The sequence below is a fragment of the Pseudophaeobacter sp. 1A16562 genome, from assembly GCF_041008785.1.
In the GTDB taxonomy this organism is placed as follows: domain Bacteria; phylum Pseudomonadota; class Alphaproteobacteria; order Rhodobacterales; family Rhodobacteraceae; genus Phycobacter; species Phycobacter gallaeciensis_A.
Genome location: NZ_JAXGFT010000010.1, coordinates 127,996 through 143,932, shown reverse-complemented (window position 1 = coordinate 143,932; position 15,937 = coordinate 127,996). Strand labels below are relative to the sequence as shown.

The 15,937-nt window shown below is 60.7% G+C and carries 11 protein-coding genes; 2 read left to right on the top strand and 9 right to left on the bottom strand.

The window, feature by feature from the left end; translation table 11 throughout:
- Positions 1-11: 11 nt before the first annotated feature.
- Genes SM764_RS15095 through SM764_RS15080 form a run of 4 tightly spaced genes read right to left on the bottom strand, consistent with a single transcriptional unit; the run spans position 12 to position 4,262 of the window.
- Positions 12-971, bottom strand: a complete 960-nt coding sequence (locus tag SM764_RS15095) for a glycosyltransferase family 2 protein (protein ID WP_369002163.1) — start codon at positions 969-971, stop codon at positions 12-14.
- A complete protein-coding gene (locus tag SM764_RS15090) occupies positions 968-2,182 on the bottom strand; it encodes a glycosyltransferase family 4 protein (protein ID WP_369002162.1) in 1,215 nt (404 codons plus the stop codon). The genes SM764_RS15095 and SM764_RS15090 overlap by 4 nt, the downstream gene beginning before the upstream one ends.
- Positions 2,179-3,150, bottom strand: coding sequence for an NAD-dependent epimerase/dehydratase family protein (locus tag SM764_RS15085; RefSeq protein WP_369002161.1), 972 nt, complete (start codon positions 3,148-3,150; stop codon positions 2,179-2,181). Before SM764_RS15085 ends, SM764_RS15090 begins: the two co-directional genes overlap by 4 nt.
- Positions 3,138-4,262, bottom strand: coding sequence for a Gfo/Idh/MocA family protein (locus tag SM764_RS15080; RefSeq protein WP_369002160.1), 1,125 nt, complete (start codon positions 4,260-4,262; stop codon positions 3,138-3,140). The genes SM764_RS15085 and SM764_RS15080 overlap by 13 nt, the downstream gene beginning before the upstream one ends.
- Before the next feature lie 433 nt (positions 4,263-4,695).
- On the opposite strand from SM764_RS15080, the gene SM764_RS15075 reads away from it, so the two are divergent.
- Positions 4,696-5,292 carry a gamma-glutamyl kinase gene (locus SM764_RS15075; protein WP_369002159.1) on the top strand — a complete coding sequence of 199 codons (597 nt, stop codon included), beginning with the start codon at positions 4,696-4,698 and terminating at the stop codon, positions 5,290-5,292.
- 60 nt (positions 5,293-5,352) lie between these two features.
- Here the strand turns inward: SM764_RS15075 and SM764_RS15070 are convergent, their stop codons facing one another.
- From SM764_RS15070 to guaB, 3 genes are all read right to left on the bottom strand, one after another.
- Complete coding sequence (locus SM764_RS15070) at positions 5,353-7,665, bottom strand: hybrid sensor histidine kinase/response regulator (protein ID WP_274829284.1); 2,313 nt, start codon at positions 7,663-7,665, stop codon at positions 5,353-5,355.
- Positions 7,666-7,759: 94 nt separating this feature from the next.
- Positions 7,760-8,935: an RsmB/NOP family class I SAM-dependent RNA methyltransferase gene (locus SM764_RS15065; RefSeq protein ID WP_369002158.1), complete on the bottom strand. Its 1,176-nt coding sequence runs from the start codon at positions 8,933-8,935 to the stop codon at positions 7,760-7,762.
- A gap of 49 nt (positions 8,936-8,984) precedes the next feature.
- Positions 8,985-10,433, bottom strand: a complete 1,449-nt coding sequence (gene guaB, locus SM764_RS15060; protein ID WP_065270343.1) for an IMP dehydrogenase — start codon at positions 10,431-10,433, stop codon at positions 8,985-8,987.
- A 268-nt stretch (positions 10,434-10,701) separates the two neighbouring features.
- Between guaB and SM764_RS15055 the strand changes: the two genes are divergently transcribed.
- Positions 10,702-12,750 carry an ASKHA domain-containing protein gene (locus SM764_RS15055; protein ID WP_369002157.1) on the top strand — a complete coding sequence of 683 codons (2,049 nt, stop codon included), beginning with the start codon at positions 10,702-10,704 and terminating at the stop codon, positions 12,748-12,750.
- Between the two features lie 235 nt (positions 12,751-12,985).
- Here SM764_RS15055 and SM764_RS15050 read toward each other — a convergent pair whose 3' ends face one another.
- Both SM764_RS15050 and SM764_RS15045 read right to left on the bottom strand, forming a co-directional pair.
- Positions 12,986-14,593 (bottom strand): PAS domain-containing sensor histidine kinase, encoded by a 1,608-nt coding sequence (locus tag SM764_RS15050; RefSeq protein ID WP_369002156.1) that lies wholly within the window; start codon positions 14,591-14,593, stop codon positions 12,986-12,988.
- 280 nt (positions 14,594-14,873) lie between these two features.
- On the bottom strand, positions 14,874-15,935 hold the full coding sequence (locus tag SM764_RS15045) for a methyltetrahydrofolate cobalamin methyltransferase (protein WP_065270345.1): 1,062 nt from the start codon (positions 15,933-15,935) through the stop codon (positions 14,874-14,876).
- Positions 15,936-15,937: the final 2 nt, after the last annotated feature.

Here is a 15,937-nt window from a genome sequence, read left to right as displayed (position 1 = left end):
GGAATGTTCCTTTACTTGTACTCGATGATGCGCATGTCGCGCCCGGTTAGGCGGCGCAGGTGAAATTGCACTATGCCGATCAGGTTCGGAAATTTTGATAGGGTCAGCAGAAAGCCAAGGTATCTTGCCTTGGTGAGCGGAATGCCATCCCCGCGCAATCCCGCCGTTGAGCGTGCCCAATTGAGCGCATAGACCCCCAGAATGGGCAGGCTGAACGGCCACCACGCCGCAGCCGCAGTGATTGCGAAGAGCGGTAGTGCAAGGGCGTAAACATAGGCGCGCCTGCATTCTGTGGTGAAATAGTCAGGATGAAGATGATGCACCTGCGCAAAACCGTGGCCGGTGCGCACCGCTCGCGTCCACCACTGACCAAACCGCAGCATGTCCGCATCATGACGTGTCATGCCACTGGGTATGCGCCAGAGGGTATGGCCGGATTTGCGAAAACGGCAGCAGATCTCATCGTCTTCGGCAGCGATCACCTGCGGGTTCATACCGCCCACGGCCTGCCATAGCGCAGCACGAACCATCATATCGCCGCCGCAGGCCATGATTTCGCCCGGCGGACGATGCCATTCCCAATCACAGAGAAGGTTATAGGGGCTGGCCTCCGGATGGATCTCGGAGCGCCAGCCGGTTACCATGTCGACCTCTGGATGATCGTTCAGATAATCGCGCGCGGCCTCTACGAACCCGGATGCCAGAACACAGTCGCCATCGATGAACAGGACAAACTCGGGATCCTCCAGCGCGTCAAACCCCGCGTTTCGCGCACGCGCCGCGGTGAAGGGGATCGACATATCCAACTCCACCACTTTGGCGTTGCGCTTGCGTGCCTCGTGAAGGCTGTCATCGTCTGAGCCGCTGTCCACATAGACAATGTGCCGAGCCTGCCCCTGGACCGAGTCGAGACATGCAATCAGACGCGCGCCCTCGTTGCGCCCAATGAGAACGATATCGACCGGCGTCATGGACGCTTCTCCAGAACGGGGCTGCCGCCTGCATAGCTGGCAAACAGTCGGGATAGGCGGGCGGCTTCGGTATGAATGTTGAAATCGTCGGACACCTTTGCACGACCCGCCAGCCCCATGTCCTGCCGGGCCTTGCTGTCCGCCAACATACGTTCAAGGGCCGCGCGCAGCTCTTGCGGATCGCCGGGCGGTACCAGCAGCCCGCTGGTGGCGTGATCCACCAGTTCCGGTATTCCTGCAATCCTTGTTGCAACAACCGGCACCGCCGAGGCCATTGCCTCCATCAGAACCACGGGCACCCCTTCGGCAAAGCTGGGCAGGACAAAGACGTCGGTGTTCGAAAGCGCTTCTGCGACTTCAGATTGCGAACGGTAACCCAGAAAATCGACATTCAGCCCCTGTGCCTGCGCCTCAAGCGCGGCGCGATCCGGACCATCTCCGATCACCGTCAGTTTCCAGTCGCCAGAGAGGTCCCGCAACGCATCAAGCAGAATTGGCAGCCCCTTGACCGCGGCGAGCCGCCCGACGAAGAGCAGGTTTGCACCCTTGTGAGGCGCAGAAGTGTAGCGGCCTGGGTCAATGCCGCAATGAATGATATGAAAGCGCGCCCAATGGGATTGATCGGCAAAACACATCAGCTGTGATCGGCAGAATTCGCTGATGCAGGCAACAAACCGCGCCCGCGCGGCCTTTTCATCGATCCGCCAATGGTTCGGATTGAAAAAGATGTCCGGCCCGTGGATCGTGAAACTGTAGGGGATGCCCGACAGTTCCGAGGCCAGCATTGCCACAGTGCAAGCGGCAGTGGCGATGTGATTGTGCAGATGATCGACCTCCTGTCGGCGCAGCTCATCCGCCAAAACGCCCGCCTCAAGGAAGTAGATCAGGTTATAGAGGCGCCCCTTTACCCCTCGAGGCGCCGTTTTCCAGGCCAGTCGCAAGGCAGTGATATAACGGCCGGGATTTCGCATCCAGCGCAGATGCGCGCGCAGCAGGCGCAGGGGCTTTTTGCAGGCGCCCAGTACCTTGAAGGTCAAGGCATGCTCCTGGCGCTGCTCTGGCCCCACTAGGTGCTCGGCCCCCGTGGTGCGGATCGAGCAGGTCAGGACATCATGACCCAGCGCCCGCAACGCCGCGACTTCACGCTGGATAAAGGTATCCGAAGCGCGCGGATACTCTCCGGTCAGATAGGCAAGCTTGGGCAATGTCATGGCTCACCTGCGATGCTCTGTGCCATCATCTCTTCGAATGGGGCGTGATCCTTGCCACCCAATGTGGCCCGCAAGGCCGCGTTGGGATAGCGCAGCGGCATCAGCCGTGCGCGAATAATCGGTTCCTGAAACAACCCCGGCAGCCCCGCTGATATCGGCCGCAACAGGCGCGCCAGCTTCAGCCAAACGTCATAGGTGATGGGAAGGACGAACTTGGGCCAGCCAGTCAGAGTTTTGTGCACCGACACAAACCGCCTCCGGTCAGGTAGATCATCGTCCACCACATTGATCGACACCGTTCCCTTTGGTTCCTTTTGCGCCGCCCGGATCAGGGTTTCGCCAAGGTGATAAACATGAACCAAAGGCAAGGCGCCGTCCTTGCCGATCTGCACGAAAACCTTTGATGCCCAGAACCCCAGCAGAGCGTTCCACGTTCGTCCGGCCCCCCAAACCGCACCGGGCCGGATCAGCCAGGCATCGGGCATAGCCTCTTGGACCAGCGCTTCCTGTGTGAGCTTCGCCTTAGAATAGGCATCACGGGCTTTCTGGGCGGTTGCGAGAGCGCAGGTTTCGTCCAGAGCGTCACCGGGGGCAAGCGCCACCGTGTCGTAGACCGCAATGGAAGAGACAAGCACGAACGTGCCGCACCAGTTTTCCAGAGCAGAAAGCAGCGCTTGCGTCCCCCCCAGGGTCACACGGTCGTGCGCCGCCGCATCATCACCCAGATGCGCTGCGGCATGGATGATTGACCCGACTTCGCTGACAAGTGGGCTCAGCCGTTCGGTGGCGTCTGCTGCGGTTAGATCCAGCTTTACTGCAGTGATGCCGAGATCATCCTCCCACGCGGCGTGCGGCAGGCCGCGGTATAGCGCGATCACCTCGATCCCCTGATCGCGGGCGGCGCGCAGGGCAGCGGAGCCGACAAAGCCGCTCGCGCCGGTGATCAGGATACGGTTCACTGCGCCCATGGCATCGGCTCCATCGCATCGCAGCGGGTTGTCATGGTCTGGGCTCCGCTGAACTCGCCTGCGTTCTGGATGGCCAGCGTGACTTCGGTCAGGTGCAGGGCGAAATCACCGGACAGCCGCCCCGGGCGTCCTTCGGCAAGCGCGGATAGCATTTCGTCAGGGCCAAGCATGAAATTCATCGCCGCAGCCCCCCACTTCCTAACCTTGGGATGGGTTGGCTGCTTGAGCCGGATCCGTTTCTTCAACGGCGATTCCATCAGGCGCCGCCTTAGTTTGATACGCCGTGCGAACCGGATTTTCGCATCATTGTCCCAGGCTTCATCGCAGCTCAGCACGCCTGCGTCGCCGACGATCTGGATCTGGTGGTTGTGCGGCGCAACAAAGGAACAGGTCAGTCGCGTGACCGGGCCGTTCTCGAAAAACAGGGTCGCCACCGACAGATCCGGCGCATGCGGTCCGTGCCCCTCCTTGCCCGGAACAGCTTCGGCGCTGGCGGCAACTACCGTGCGGACCGCTCCGAACCAGCTGATCAGCCAGGCCAGGTAATAGCCTGCGTGTTCGAGCGTGCAGCCAATCCGGAATTCATCCTCATAAGGCCAAGGCGCGCCGCTCTCCGTCTGCCATTTGTGGTATTCGGCCTGGGTGATGAACCCGTCATCCAGCTCGGCATAGATAGCGCGCGGAGTGCCTGCGGTATTGTTGCGGAGAGCCTGACCAAGAGTTTGCGCCGCTTCCCCCAGGACCGAGCAAGGGGCCGAAGCGATCTGCAAGCCGCGGCTAATGGCAAGATCCACCAGTTCTTTGGCCTCAGGAAAGGTCGTCGCCAGGGGTTTTTCGGAATATACCGGGTGGCCCGCACCCAGACAGGCGCGGCTGGTTTCAAAGTGGGATCCTGGATTTGTCAGGTTGAGAACGAGCGCGCCCGGCGCGCTTTGCAACAATGCTTCAAACGTTGGTGCAAGCGGCAGGTTCCAGTAGCTGCAGAAGTTTTTGAGCCGTTGTTTGTCGGTATCAAACACGCCCGCGATCTCGATCCCCGGCATAACCGCCAAGGACCGCATATAAAGGTCGGCCACAAAGCCGCAGCCAAGTACCAGAAGCCGCTGTTTCACGCCCCTGCCCCCGATAAGAAAAACCCGCAAGAACGGGACACACCTGCCAAACTTTCAAGGAGCACTAATAAGACCTGCCTTTTCCCACGACATCTGCCTATTTTACAAAAATGGCCAGAATTCGGCGAGACTTCGAATTCTGAATGATGGGCAAAAATGCCGCGTTTCCGCAACGTTCGATGTCGCTTTGCGCTATTTCAGAGCGGAGAATTTACCATCTCTTCCCGCTTTCCAGACCGAAAATCAGGTGCTTTGCAGCATTGCCTCAATAGCGAAGGCCTCCACGAGGTATTAAGCTGACCACACGAAATGCACTGCACTCTACCGCATCAAAGCTCTCGCGGCGCTTTTGTTGTCCTTTGAATGGAAGAATTGTGACACGTGCAATCTGATAGTATGTCTTAGATTGATTTCCTTTCGGAGCCCTGTGGCAATGCTTGTATTTTATGACGAACGGCTGGTTCTTCTTTCGGTTCCGAAAACCGGCACTACGGCCTATCAGGCCGCGCTGCGGGATCGTGCTGATTTCGTGGTCTCCGATCCGCCGCAGCTGAAACATGCGCCGGTGTTCCGCTACAACCGCTGGTTCCGGCCGATGTTCGAACGTGTCTGCGGTGTTGAGCTGGAGCTGGCCGCCGTGATGCGTGAGCCGATCAGCTGGCTGGGCAGCTGGTACCGGTTTCGTCAACGGCCGTTTCTGGATGGGTCCCCGAATTCGACCAAAGGGATCAGTTTCAACGATTTCGTCCGAGCCTATTGCAAAGGCGATGTGCCGAAATTTGCCGATGTGGGAAGTCAGGCTAAGTTCCTGGAGCCACAGCGAAATGGTTGCGCAGTGACGCATCTGTTCAGATATGAAGACCAGCCCGCGCTCACAGCCTTTCTGGAGGAACGGCTTGATATGAAGATCGCAACCGACCGCCAGAACGTCAGCCCCGCCATGGAGTTGACACTGGATCCCAAGGTCGAAGCCATCCTGCGGCGTAAGCGTGCGGCGGATTTCGAACTCTACGACAGCATCGGCGACTAACGCCGACGCCTTTCGTCAGAAAAATACTGACCGCCGAAAGCAGGCAGCGCCTGCGCAGCGTCAGTGAAGTTGGGCGTGTACCGTTTCGGTCAGCTGGCTCAGCGAGAAGGGTTTGGGCAGAAACACCGAGTTCGGCACATCCGGGTCCGTTTCGCCAAAGGCGCCTTCTGCATAGCCGGAAACGAAGACAACACGGGTATCGGGGCGTTCTTTCAGTGCCTCCCGTACCCAGCTGGGGCCATCCATGCCCGGCATCACAACGTCCGTGACAAAGACATCGACGCTCAGTCCCGGATCCTCCAGCGTGCGCAGCGCGTCTTCGGCGGATTCTGCCTCCAGCACCGTATAGCCGCGCATCCGCAGCGCGCGCGATGCAAAGGCGCGCACCGGCGCCTCATCCTCGACCAGCAACACTACACCCTCGCCATGCTGCGGCGCGGCGGTTTCCTCGACGGGTGCCTCGACTGGGGCATGCTCTACGGCGTCTTGCTTGTGCACCGGGAAAAACAGGGTGAAGCGGGTGCCATGATCCTTGACCGAGTCGATGAAGATATAGCCACCGGTCTGTTTGATAATGCCATAGGCGGTCGACAGGCCCAGACCGGTGCCCTCACCCGTGCGTTTGGTGGTGTAGAAGGGCTCGAACACCTTCTGCATCTTGTCCGGATCGATCCCGACACCTTCGTCTGACACCCGAATGGTGACCCAATCGCCCGCAGGCACCTTGGCCCGGTCGCGTTCCAGCGGTGCCGTCAGGGTAACCGCTTCGGTCTCGACGCGGATTTCACCGCCATTGGGCATCGCATCGCGGGCGTTCACCACAAGGTTCATCAGCACCTGTTCCAGCTGGCGTTTGTCCGCCCGGATCGAGCGCATCACCGGATCATGGCTGAGCGTCAGAGTCACCTTTTCCCCGACCAGACGATTCAGCAGATGCGTCAGGTCCGACAGCGTGTCGCGCACGTCCAGGATTTCGGGCTGCAGGGTCTGCTTGCGCGAAAACGCCAGAAGCTGGCTGACAAGGGAGGCCGCCCGGTTGGCGTTTTCATGAATCTGGATCAGATCACCATAGTCCTGATCGCCCTGATCGTGGCGCAGCAGCAGCAGGTCACAATGGCCAGAAATGGCGGTCAGCAGGTTATTGAAGTCATGCGCAACGCCGCCGGCAAGCTGGCCGATGGCCTGCATTTTCTGACTTTGCACGAATTGCGCCTCAAGCGTCTTCAGTTCGGTCGCATCGTTCAGCACCGCGATCAACACCGGCGCGCCCTCTTCGAAGGTGCGCGTCAGGGTCACCTGTACGAAAACCTCGCGGTCACGGCGCGATAGGCGCAGGAATTCGGACTTGTTAGAGGCCAGCCCTGCGGCCGTATCGCGCAGCCAATCGGACATCGGGCGCCCCAGTCCCTCCATCAGCTGACCGAGTTTCAGATCGTCGCGCGGCTCCACCGCCAGCAGACGCTGGGCCATCTTGTTGAGAGACAGGATATCGCCGCTGGGCGCCACTTTCAGGAAGGGCACGGGCAGGCTTTCGAACCCAGAGCTGGAAGCGCTGAGCCCGGAGGTATCCACCTCCATCAGGTAAAGCTCGCTGCGGCCCTGGGTGCGGTTCAGCTCGGTCACCAAGACGTCCACCGGCCCGGATTGGGTCATGATGGTATTGAGCTGACCGGGATTGACCGGCAACGCCGTAAACAGGCGCTCGGTGGATTTGACCCGTTCGCCGATCAGTTTGCGGGCGGCCTCGTTCATGAACAAAACCGCGCCGGACCGGCCCACGGTGATCATCGGGATCGGCACCGCCTCGGCACCGCGCCCGCTGCCGCCGCTGCGTTCGGCAATATCCTCAACCCGCCACAAAAAGCTGCCGCCCTGCATCTGGTGCACCGCGAGACGGACATGACCGCGCCGGGTGACGATATCCTCACGCGCAGCACCGCTTTTTGCCGCCTGGCTTTGCAGGCGGAACAGTACTGCCGTCGGATTGGCCAGAACCGAGCGCAATGTGCCGGCAAGGGTTTCCTGTTTGCCTTCGGAAAACCGCTTCACGGCGGCCTCGTTGCAGGCGTGAATGCTGCCGTCCACATCGGTAACGAAGGTGGGCGTGGCGTCCTTTTCGATGAAACCGGTCAGAAGATCCGTCGCCATCGCCCGGGCATTCAGTCGCACCCTGGATTGCAGAACCATCAGAAGCGCCACCGCCACCAGAGTCAGCGAAACGGCGAGCATTCCGCGCGCGACCCGGTCAGGCCACTCAAGCGCCCAAGGCGCCACCAGCATTGCGCCTGCCAGCAGCAGAACGATCAAAAGGCGTTTATTCTCTGGGGTATTCACCCGCAATGAAGGAACGGAGGAAGTGGGGCGACCTGTCATTACGGCTCCGAAAAAAGACAAGATGCCGCCAATACGCCGCCATCAAGGTTAAGGCCACGTTAATGGTGCAGCGGCTTTTGTTGACAGATACTTATCAATCAGCCTTCGACCGCGTCAACATCGCTGCGAAGAAGCCATCAGTGCCATCCTGCACCCCCCAGGCTTTTTCGCCGATCAGTTGCCATTCCGGGCTGCGGGACAGGAAGGCACGGATCTGATCGTCGTTCTCCGTCTCCAGCATGGAGCAGGTGGCATACGCCAGCACACCGTCTGGCGCTGTAAGTTCGGCCGCCTCATCCAGAATTTTGGCCTGAATGGCCCGGATCTCGTCCAGCCGCTCCGGCGTCAGGCGCCATTTGCCTTCGGGTGCGCGCCGCCAGGAGCCGGAGCCGGAACAGGGCGCATCGCAAAGCACCAGATCAAAGGGCGCAGCAGAGCGGACCGCCTCGGTCGGCTGGCAGCTGATCTGAACCCCGGCGCGCGATGCCCGCTCCGGCAGATCCTTCATCCGGCGGGGATCGATGTCATGGGCTGTCAGGCGGATTTGGGCACGCGCCGCCATGGCGAGGCACTTGCCACCGCCTCCGGCGCAGTAGTCCAGCACGGACAGGCCATCACGCAGCGGCAGCATATCCACCACCGCTTGGCTCGCGGCATCCTGCAGCTCAACCAAACCATTGTTATAGGCCGCCCCGTTACGCAGTTTGCGGGCGCCTTCGGTGACCTCCAGCGCGGTGGGTGAAGCAGCATGGGGCTCGGTTGAGATCCCCTCCTCCTCCAGCGCGGCGCGGGCCTCCGCGACGCTGCCCTTGCGAAGATTCACCCGCAGATGCACCGGCGCGCGCTGGCGGAGCGCCTGCGCTGCGGCCTCGGCATTATCCCCAAGGCTGCTGGAAAAAGAGGACCAGAGCCAGTCCGGAATATCGAGTTCCTCTGCAGAGCTTGCGAACTCCGCTGCTGGTGCCTGTTCTTCTGCATTCAGCGGCGGGGGCGCGTAGCCTTCACCTGTGAACATATCGGCCGGATCGACGCCCGCCTCGCGCAGACCGCCAAGGATCAGGCCCCGGCCCGTCAGGCTGCCACCCAGAACCGCATGGGAGCGAAAGCAGCGCAGCGCCGTGAAGACGTGATCGCGCACTGCCGCGCGATCCTTGGAGCCCGCAAAGCGACTGCGCCGGGCCCAGCCGGTCAAAGCCTTCTCCGCCGCCTCGCCTGCGATCACCTGATCCAGGACCTCGATCGCCGCCTGCAGGCGGGCCGCCGGGGTCACGCCCCGGCCCCGATCTTCGCTGACGCTGTCACAGTACTGCGCATCAAGATCATCCGATCCGGTAGTTCGGGCTTTCGCGTGTGATCTGAACGTCGTGCACGTGGCTTTCCTTGAGGCCGGCGCCAGTGATCTTCACGAAATTGCAGTTACGGCGCATCTCTTCGACGGTCGCACAGCCGGTATAGCCCATGGCCGCGCGAAGACCGCCGACCAACTGGTGAATGACCGCGCCTGCGGAACCTTTGTAGGGCACCTGACCTTCGATCCCTTCGGGCACCAGCTTGTCGCTGGCCGCGTCCTTCTGGAAATACCGGTCGGCCGAGCCGCGCGCCATGGCGCCAAGGCTACCCATGCCGCGATAGCTCTTGAACGAGCGGCCCTGATACAGGATCACCTCGCCCGGGCTTTCATCGGTGCCGGCGATCATCGAGCCAACCATGGCGCAGGAGGCGCCGGCGGCAATCGCCTTGGCAAAATCGCCGGAGAACTTAATGCCGCCATCGGCGATCACCGGAGTGTCGCCTGCCGCGCTGGCACAATCCATCACAGCGGTCAGCTGCGGCACGCCAACACCGGCCACCATGCGGGTCGTGCAGATCGAGCCCGGGCCGATCCCGACCTTGATGGCATCCGCGCCCGCATCAATCAGCGCGCGGGTCGCTTCGGCGGTGGCGACGTTACCAGCAATCACCTGCACTTCGTTCGAAAGCGCCTTGATCCGTTTGACAGCTTCGATCACGCCTGCCGAATGGCCGTGGGCGGTATCAACCACAACAATGTCGACACCGGCATCGATCAGCGCCTCGGAGCGCTCAAAGCCAGAATCGCCAACCGAGCTGGCCGCTGCGACGCGCAGACGGCCCAAATCGTCCTTGCAAGCGGTGGGGTTCAGAACCGCCTGCTCGGTGTCTTTCAGGGTCAGAAGACCGGTCAGCTTGCCCGATTTGTCGGTGATCAGCAGCTTTTCGATCCGGCGCGCCTTCATCAGCGATTTCGCCTCTTCGCGGTCGGCAGGCTCTTGCAGGATCGCCAGTTTGTCCGATGTCATCATCACCGAAACCGGCGTGTTGTCATCGCTCGCAAAGCGCATGTCGCGATTGGTCACAATGCCGACCACACGGCCATCGCTGTCAACCACCGGAAAGCCGGTCACGCGATAGCGTTCCTGCAGCGCCTTGGCATCGGCAAGGGTCTGATCCGCCGTCAGGGTGATGGGATTATAGACGATACCGCTTTCGAAACGCTTGACCCGGCGTACCTGCCGGGCCTGCTCTTCGGTATCGAGGTTCTTGTGAATGACGCCCATGCCACCGGCCTGCGCCATGGCAATCGCCATGCGGGCCTCGGTCACCGTGTCCATGGCCGAGCTGAGCAGCGGAATGTTGAGCGAAATCGAGCGTGTCACGCGGGTGCGTGTGTCCGCCGTGCTGGGCAGCACTTCGGATGCCCCCGGAACCAGAAGAACATCATCAAATGTGAGAGCCTCACGAATCTGCATTTGTCATCCCCATGCAAAACCCCGTTTGGCGGTGACCCTATGGCACAGAAGCCCGGGAGGGAAAAGAGGCCACGACAAGAAATAGATCAAATCCCGTTGCAAGGGCCTCCGGGTCAGGCAAACGGGGCGTACGGCAGGCTCAAGACGCATCTCAGATGCTCATTTTTGAAAAATGCCGGAACCAGGCCCAAAAATGACGCGGGCCGCCTTTCCCTTGGGCAAAAAGAACTTATGCTCCGCCACAGAATTCTAGTGAAAAGGCACAGGCATGGCTGACGATCCTCTCGTTGTGTTTACCCCCTCCGGCAAACGCGGCCGGTTCCCCGCCGGAACCCCGGTTCTGACAGCTGCGCGGCAGCTTGGGGTCGATCTGGATTCCGTCTGCGGTGGCCGGGGCATCTGCTCGAAATGTCAGATCACCCCCTCCTATGGCGAATTCTCGAAACTCGGCGTCTCCGTGCAGGACGACGCGCTGAGCCCATGGAACAAGGTTGAACAGCGCTACAAGGACAAGCGCGGCCTGATCGATGGCCGTCGCCTTGGCTGCCAGGCCCTGATCGAAGGCGACGTGGTGATTGACGTTCCTCCCGAAAGCCAGGTCCACCGGCAGGTGGTCCGCAAACGGGCCGAGGCGCGCGACATCGTGATGAACCCGTCGACCCGCCTGTTCTACGTCGAGGTCGAAGAGCCCGACATGCATAAACCCTCGGGCGATCTGGAGCGGCTGGCCGAGGCCCTGCGGGTCCAGTGGGAGATCGAGAACGTCCAGTGCGATCTGCAAATCCTGCAAACCATGCAGCCCGTCCTGCGCAAGGGCGGCTGGAAGGTCACCGTCGCGGTGCATCTGGGCGACAGCAACACACCGCCGCGCATCATGCATATCTGGCCTGGCCTCTACGAAGGCTCGCTTTATGGGCTGGCGGTTGACCTGGGCTCCACCACCATCGCGGCCCATCTGTGCGATCTGAAAACCGGCGAGGTCGTCGCCTCCTCCGGCATCATGAACCCGCAGATCCGCTTTGGTGAGGATCTGATGAGCCGGGTCAGCTATGCAATGATGAACAAGGGCGGCGATCAGGAGATGACCCGCGCGGTCCGCGAAGGAATGGCGCAGCTGTTCACTCAGATTTCGGCAGAGGCCGGGATTGATCAGACGCTGATCGTCGATGCGGTCTTTGTCTGCAACCCGGTGATGCACCACCTGTTCCTTGGCATTGATCCGTTCGAACTGGGTCAGGCGCCCTTTGCCCTAGCGACCTCGAACGCCTTGTCCCTGCGTGCCAGCGAGCTGGATCTCAACATCCACCCCGCAGCGCGTGTCTACCTGCTACCCTGCATCGCCGGCCACGTGGGCGCCGATGCTGCCGCCGTGGCCCTGTCCGAAGCACCGGATAAATCCAAGGATCTGGTGCTGGTGGTTGATGTGGGCACCAATGCGGAGATCCTGCTGGGCAATACGGAAAAGGTCCTCGCCTGCTCGTCCCCCACAGGTCCAGCCTTCGAGGGCGCGCAGATCTCCAGCGGTCAGCGCGCCGCGCCCGGCGCTATCGAGCGGGTCGAGATCAATCCCGAAACCAAGGAACCGCGGTTCCGCGTCATCGGATCGGAGCTCTGGTCGGATGAGGACGGGTTTACCGAGGCGATTGCCACCACCGGCATTACCGGCATCTGCGGCTCAGGCATTATCGAAGCGATTGCCGAAATGCGCCTTGCCGGTGTTCTTGATGCCTCTGGTCTCATCGGTTCGGCAGAACAGACCGGCTCCAGCCGCTGTATTCAGGACGGGCGCACCAACGCCTATGTGCTCTGGGATGGATCTGCCGATGGCGGTCCGACGATTACTGTCACCAACCCGGACATCCGGGCGATCCAGATGGCCAAGGCGGCGCTCTACTCTGGCGCGCGGTTGCTGATGGACAAATTCGGCGTCGACACCGTGGACCGCGTGGTGCTGGCCGGCGCCTTTGGCGCCCATATCTCGGCCAAACACGCGATGGTTCTGGGCATGATCCCCGATTGTCCGTTGGAAAAGGTCACAAGTGCAGGCAACGCCGCAGGCACAGGGGCGCGGATTGCGCTTCTGAACACCGAGGCCCGCCGCGAAATCGAAGAAACCGTGCGCCAGATCGAAAAGGTGGAAACCGCAGTCGAGCCCCGGTTTCAGGAACATTTCGTCAATGCCTCGGCCATCCCGAACTCGGTCGAGCCATTCCCGATCCTGGAAACGGTGGTCACCCTGCCAGAGGTCAACTTCAACACCGGCGGCGGCGATGGCGCGGCAGACGGCGGGCGCAGACGCAGGCGTCGGCGCGGCTAATCCGCTCCCCCAAAACTGTGCTCCACTGGGGCTTGACGCTATACGTCCCGGTAGTGGTTACCGGGACGTTTTTTCACGTTGCGCCCCTTTGCCCCAAGATTGCTGGCCAAAGCCCAGGTGAGGATCGGATTGAATCACATCACGTAGCCAGGTTGCGGCCGTCCCAAACACGCGATCGCTTTGACTGCCGTCCATCACGTACCCTACAGCCGACACCACAGGCCCCGACCAGACCTCAGTCGAGTGAAGCGAGACAGGCCAGAAGTTCGGCCCTGCGAAACGGCTTGGTCAGGAATCCATTCATGCCAACCTCGAAACAGGCCCTTGTGTCGCTTTTCTGGGCATTCGCCGTCAGCGCAACGATCCGGCATTCGGCGCGGCCGGTTTCTGTCTCGTGCTGTCTGATCCTGCGCGCCGCCTCCAGCCCGCCCATGACCGGCATGGAAAGATCCATAAGGATCAGGTCGTAGTCCGCGCCCAGATAGTTTTCGACGGCGGCAGCACCGTTTTCCGCAAGACGGACCTGCGCCCCCAGTTTCTGGAGCATCTTGTCCACGACCATCTGGTTGGTCTTGTTGTCCTCGGCTACAAGGATCTTCATCCCATGCAGCCGATCCGATGCGATACCGGTGTCGATCCCAGCTTCCCGTTCCAGCCCACCGTTGATCTGATTGAGGACTGCCTTCCCCGCAGTCTCTGCCCGCCGCGGATCAGCCATATCTGGCGCAAGGTTCAACCAAAGAAAGAAACGCGCGCCCTGTCCTGGCGCCGAGTCGACGGTGATGTCGCCCCCCATCCGTTCGATCAGCGCCCGCGAGATTGCAAGGCCCAGCCCCGTGCCCTCTGCCTGCGCCTGCGGCGAGCTGGCGGCTTGCTCGTAGGCCGAAAAGATCGAACGCAGCTTACTTTCCTCGATCCCGCAGCCGGTATCCGAAACCACGAATTGCAATGGCCCCCTTGCGGAAGCCGGATCATAGGAAACCGCCAGCGATACATAACCTTCGTCGGTGAATTTGATCGCATTTCCGATCACGTTCAAAAGGATCTGTCGGGTCTTGCTGGCGTCCCCTACGAAAACGGATGGCACGGCATCAGGATAATCCAAGCGAAACTCAAGCCCCTTGAACGAGGTCTTGGCGGAGAAAAGCGTGACGATTTCATCAACAAGATCACGCAATGAAAAGGGTTCATAGTGCAGTGAAATCTTGTCCGCGATGATTTGCGAGAAATCCAGAACTTCGTTGACGATCTTCAGCAAAGCATTGGTGGAACTCAGGATCGTATTGGCAAGCAGGGACTGTTCTTCATCCAGATTGGTGTCTTGCAGCAATTCGCAGATCCCAAGGATGCCATTCATCGGCGTCCGGATCTCATGGCTCATCTCAGCCAGGAACCTTTCCTTGGCCTGGCTGGCCGCCTCCGCCTCCTGCTTTGCGATCTTGGCCAGCTCCAAAGCCGCGTCGCGTTCACGTTCCGACGTGACATCTGCTGACGAGCCGACAAGGTGCGTCAGCTTGCCTGTCTCGTCGAAGACAGGGCTCATAGTCGTGCGGATGTATCGTTCCTTGTGGACCGCAGGGAGATTGATCTCATAGGTTACCTCTTCGGCAGCGCGCGCCACTTCGATATGCTTGGCAAGAGCCCGCTCGCCGGTGGAACCGCCAAATACTTCCATCGCAGTCTTGCCAAACCAACCCTCTGCCGGAAGTTTCGAAATGGCCCGTGCGCGCGTATTCATCGCGACATATCGGGGGATCCCATCGTCGCCGACCTCCAAAACGATCACCGCCATGCCAATCGCATCCAGCATGGAATAGAAATCGGTCGCCTGAAGTCGTTTCACCCGTTGCTTCCCTTGCAGCTCGGACACGTCACCCAAATGACCATGGGTAACCATTCCTCTGTTGTAATCTGTAAATGGATCACCGCTAACGAAGTCTGAAGATAACCTTTTGCCAAAGGTTTGTGCGCAATCCGATCGCACCCGCAACGTTTGGCTCAGGAAGCAGACGCACAGGACAATGTCGCCCCTGCTCCGTTTGTCAAAATACGGTGCCCCCAGACCGCACACAAGAAAAGGCCGGGACAAATCCCGGCCTCCCCTCACGATATTGTTATCAAGTTCAGGCGCGGCGGCGACGGCCACCGGTGCGGCCACCGCGGCCACGGCCTTCTTCGCCAGCCTTTGCGGGCGCCTTGTTGGCGGCAATCCAGGCACCGCCGTGCGGATCATTGTTGGTCAAGAGGTTGGCAGCGCGGATCGCTTCCATCTCCTTGCCCGCGCGCGGCTTGGTCGAGCCGAGACCGAACAAGGTGACGAAGGTCTCATCGTCCATGCCTTCGGGCAGGATGATACCAGCGGCGGTTACCTGTTCCTTCTTCTCGGCAATCGCCTTTTGCGTCACCGGCAGCGCCACCGGGTTCATGATCGCAGAGGTCATGCCAGCGCCCATTGCCATCGGCAGGAAGGCGTTGTTGATGCCGTGGCGGTTCGGCAGACCAAAGGAGATGTTCGACGCACCGCAGGTGGTGTTCACACCCAGTTCTTCGCGCAGGCGACGCACCAGGGTAAAGACCTGATGACCAGCGGTCGCCATGGCCCCGATCGGCATTACCAGCGGGTCGACCACGATGTCATGCGCGGGGATACCGAAATCAGCAGCGCGTTCGACGATCTTCTTGGCCACGGCGAAACGCACGTCGGGATCTTCCGAGATCCCGGTGTCGTCGTTCGAGATCGCAACCACCGGCACGTTGTATTTCTTGACCAGCGGCAGAACCAGTTCCAGGCGCTCTTCCTCACCGGTGACCGAGTTCAGCAGCGGGCGACCCTGCGCGGCAGCCAGACCGGCCTCAAGCGCCTCGGGGACCGAGCTGTCGATGCACAGCGGCACATCGACCAGACCCTGCACCAGCTCAATGATCTTGGTCATCAGCGGCGGCTCTGTCTCGTTCGGGTTGGGGTTGGAATTATAAACAACGCCCGCGTTGATATCGAGGATATTGGCCCCGGCCGCCACCTGTGCCAGTGCGTCTTTCTCAACGGTGGAGAAATCGCCCGCTTCCAGCTCTGCTGCCAGTTTTTTACGGCCTGTCGGGTTGATCCGTTCGCCGATCACGCAGAACGGCTCATCAAAGCCCAGGACAGCGGTTTTTGTTTTTGATTCTACGACAGTACGGGTCATGT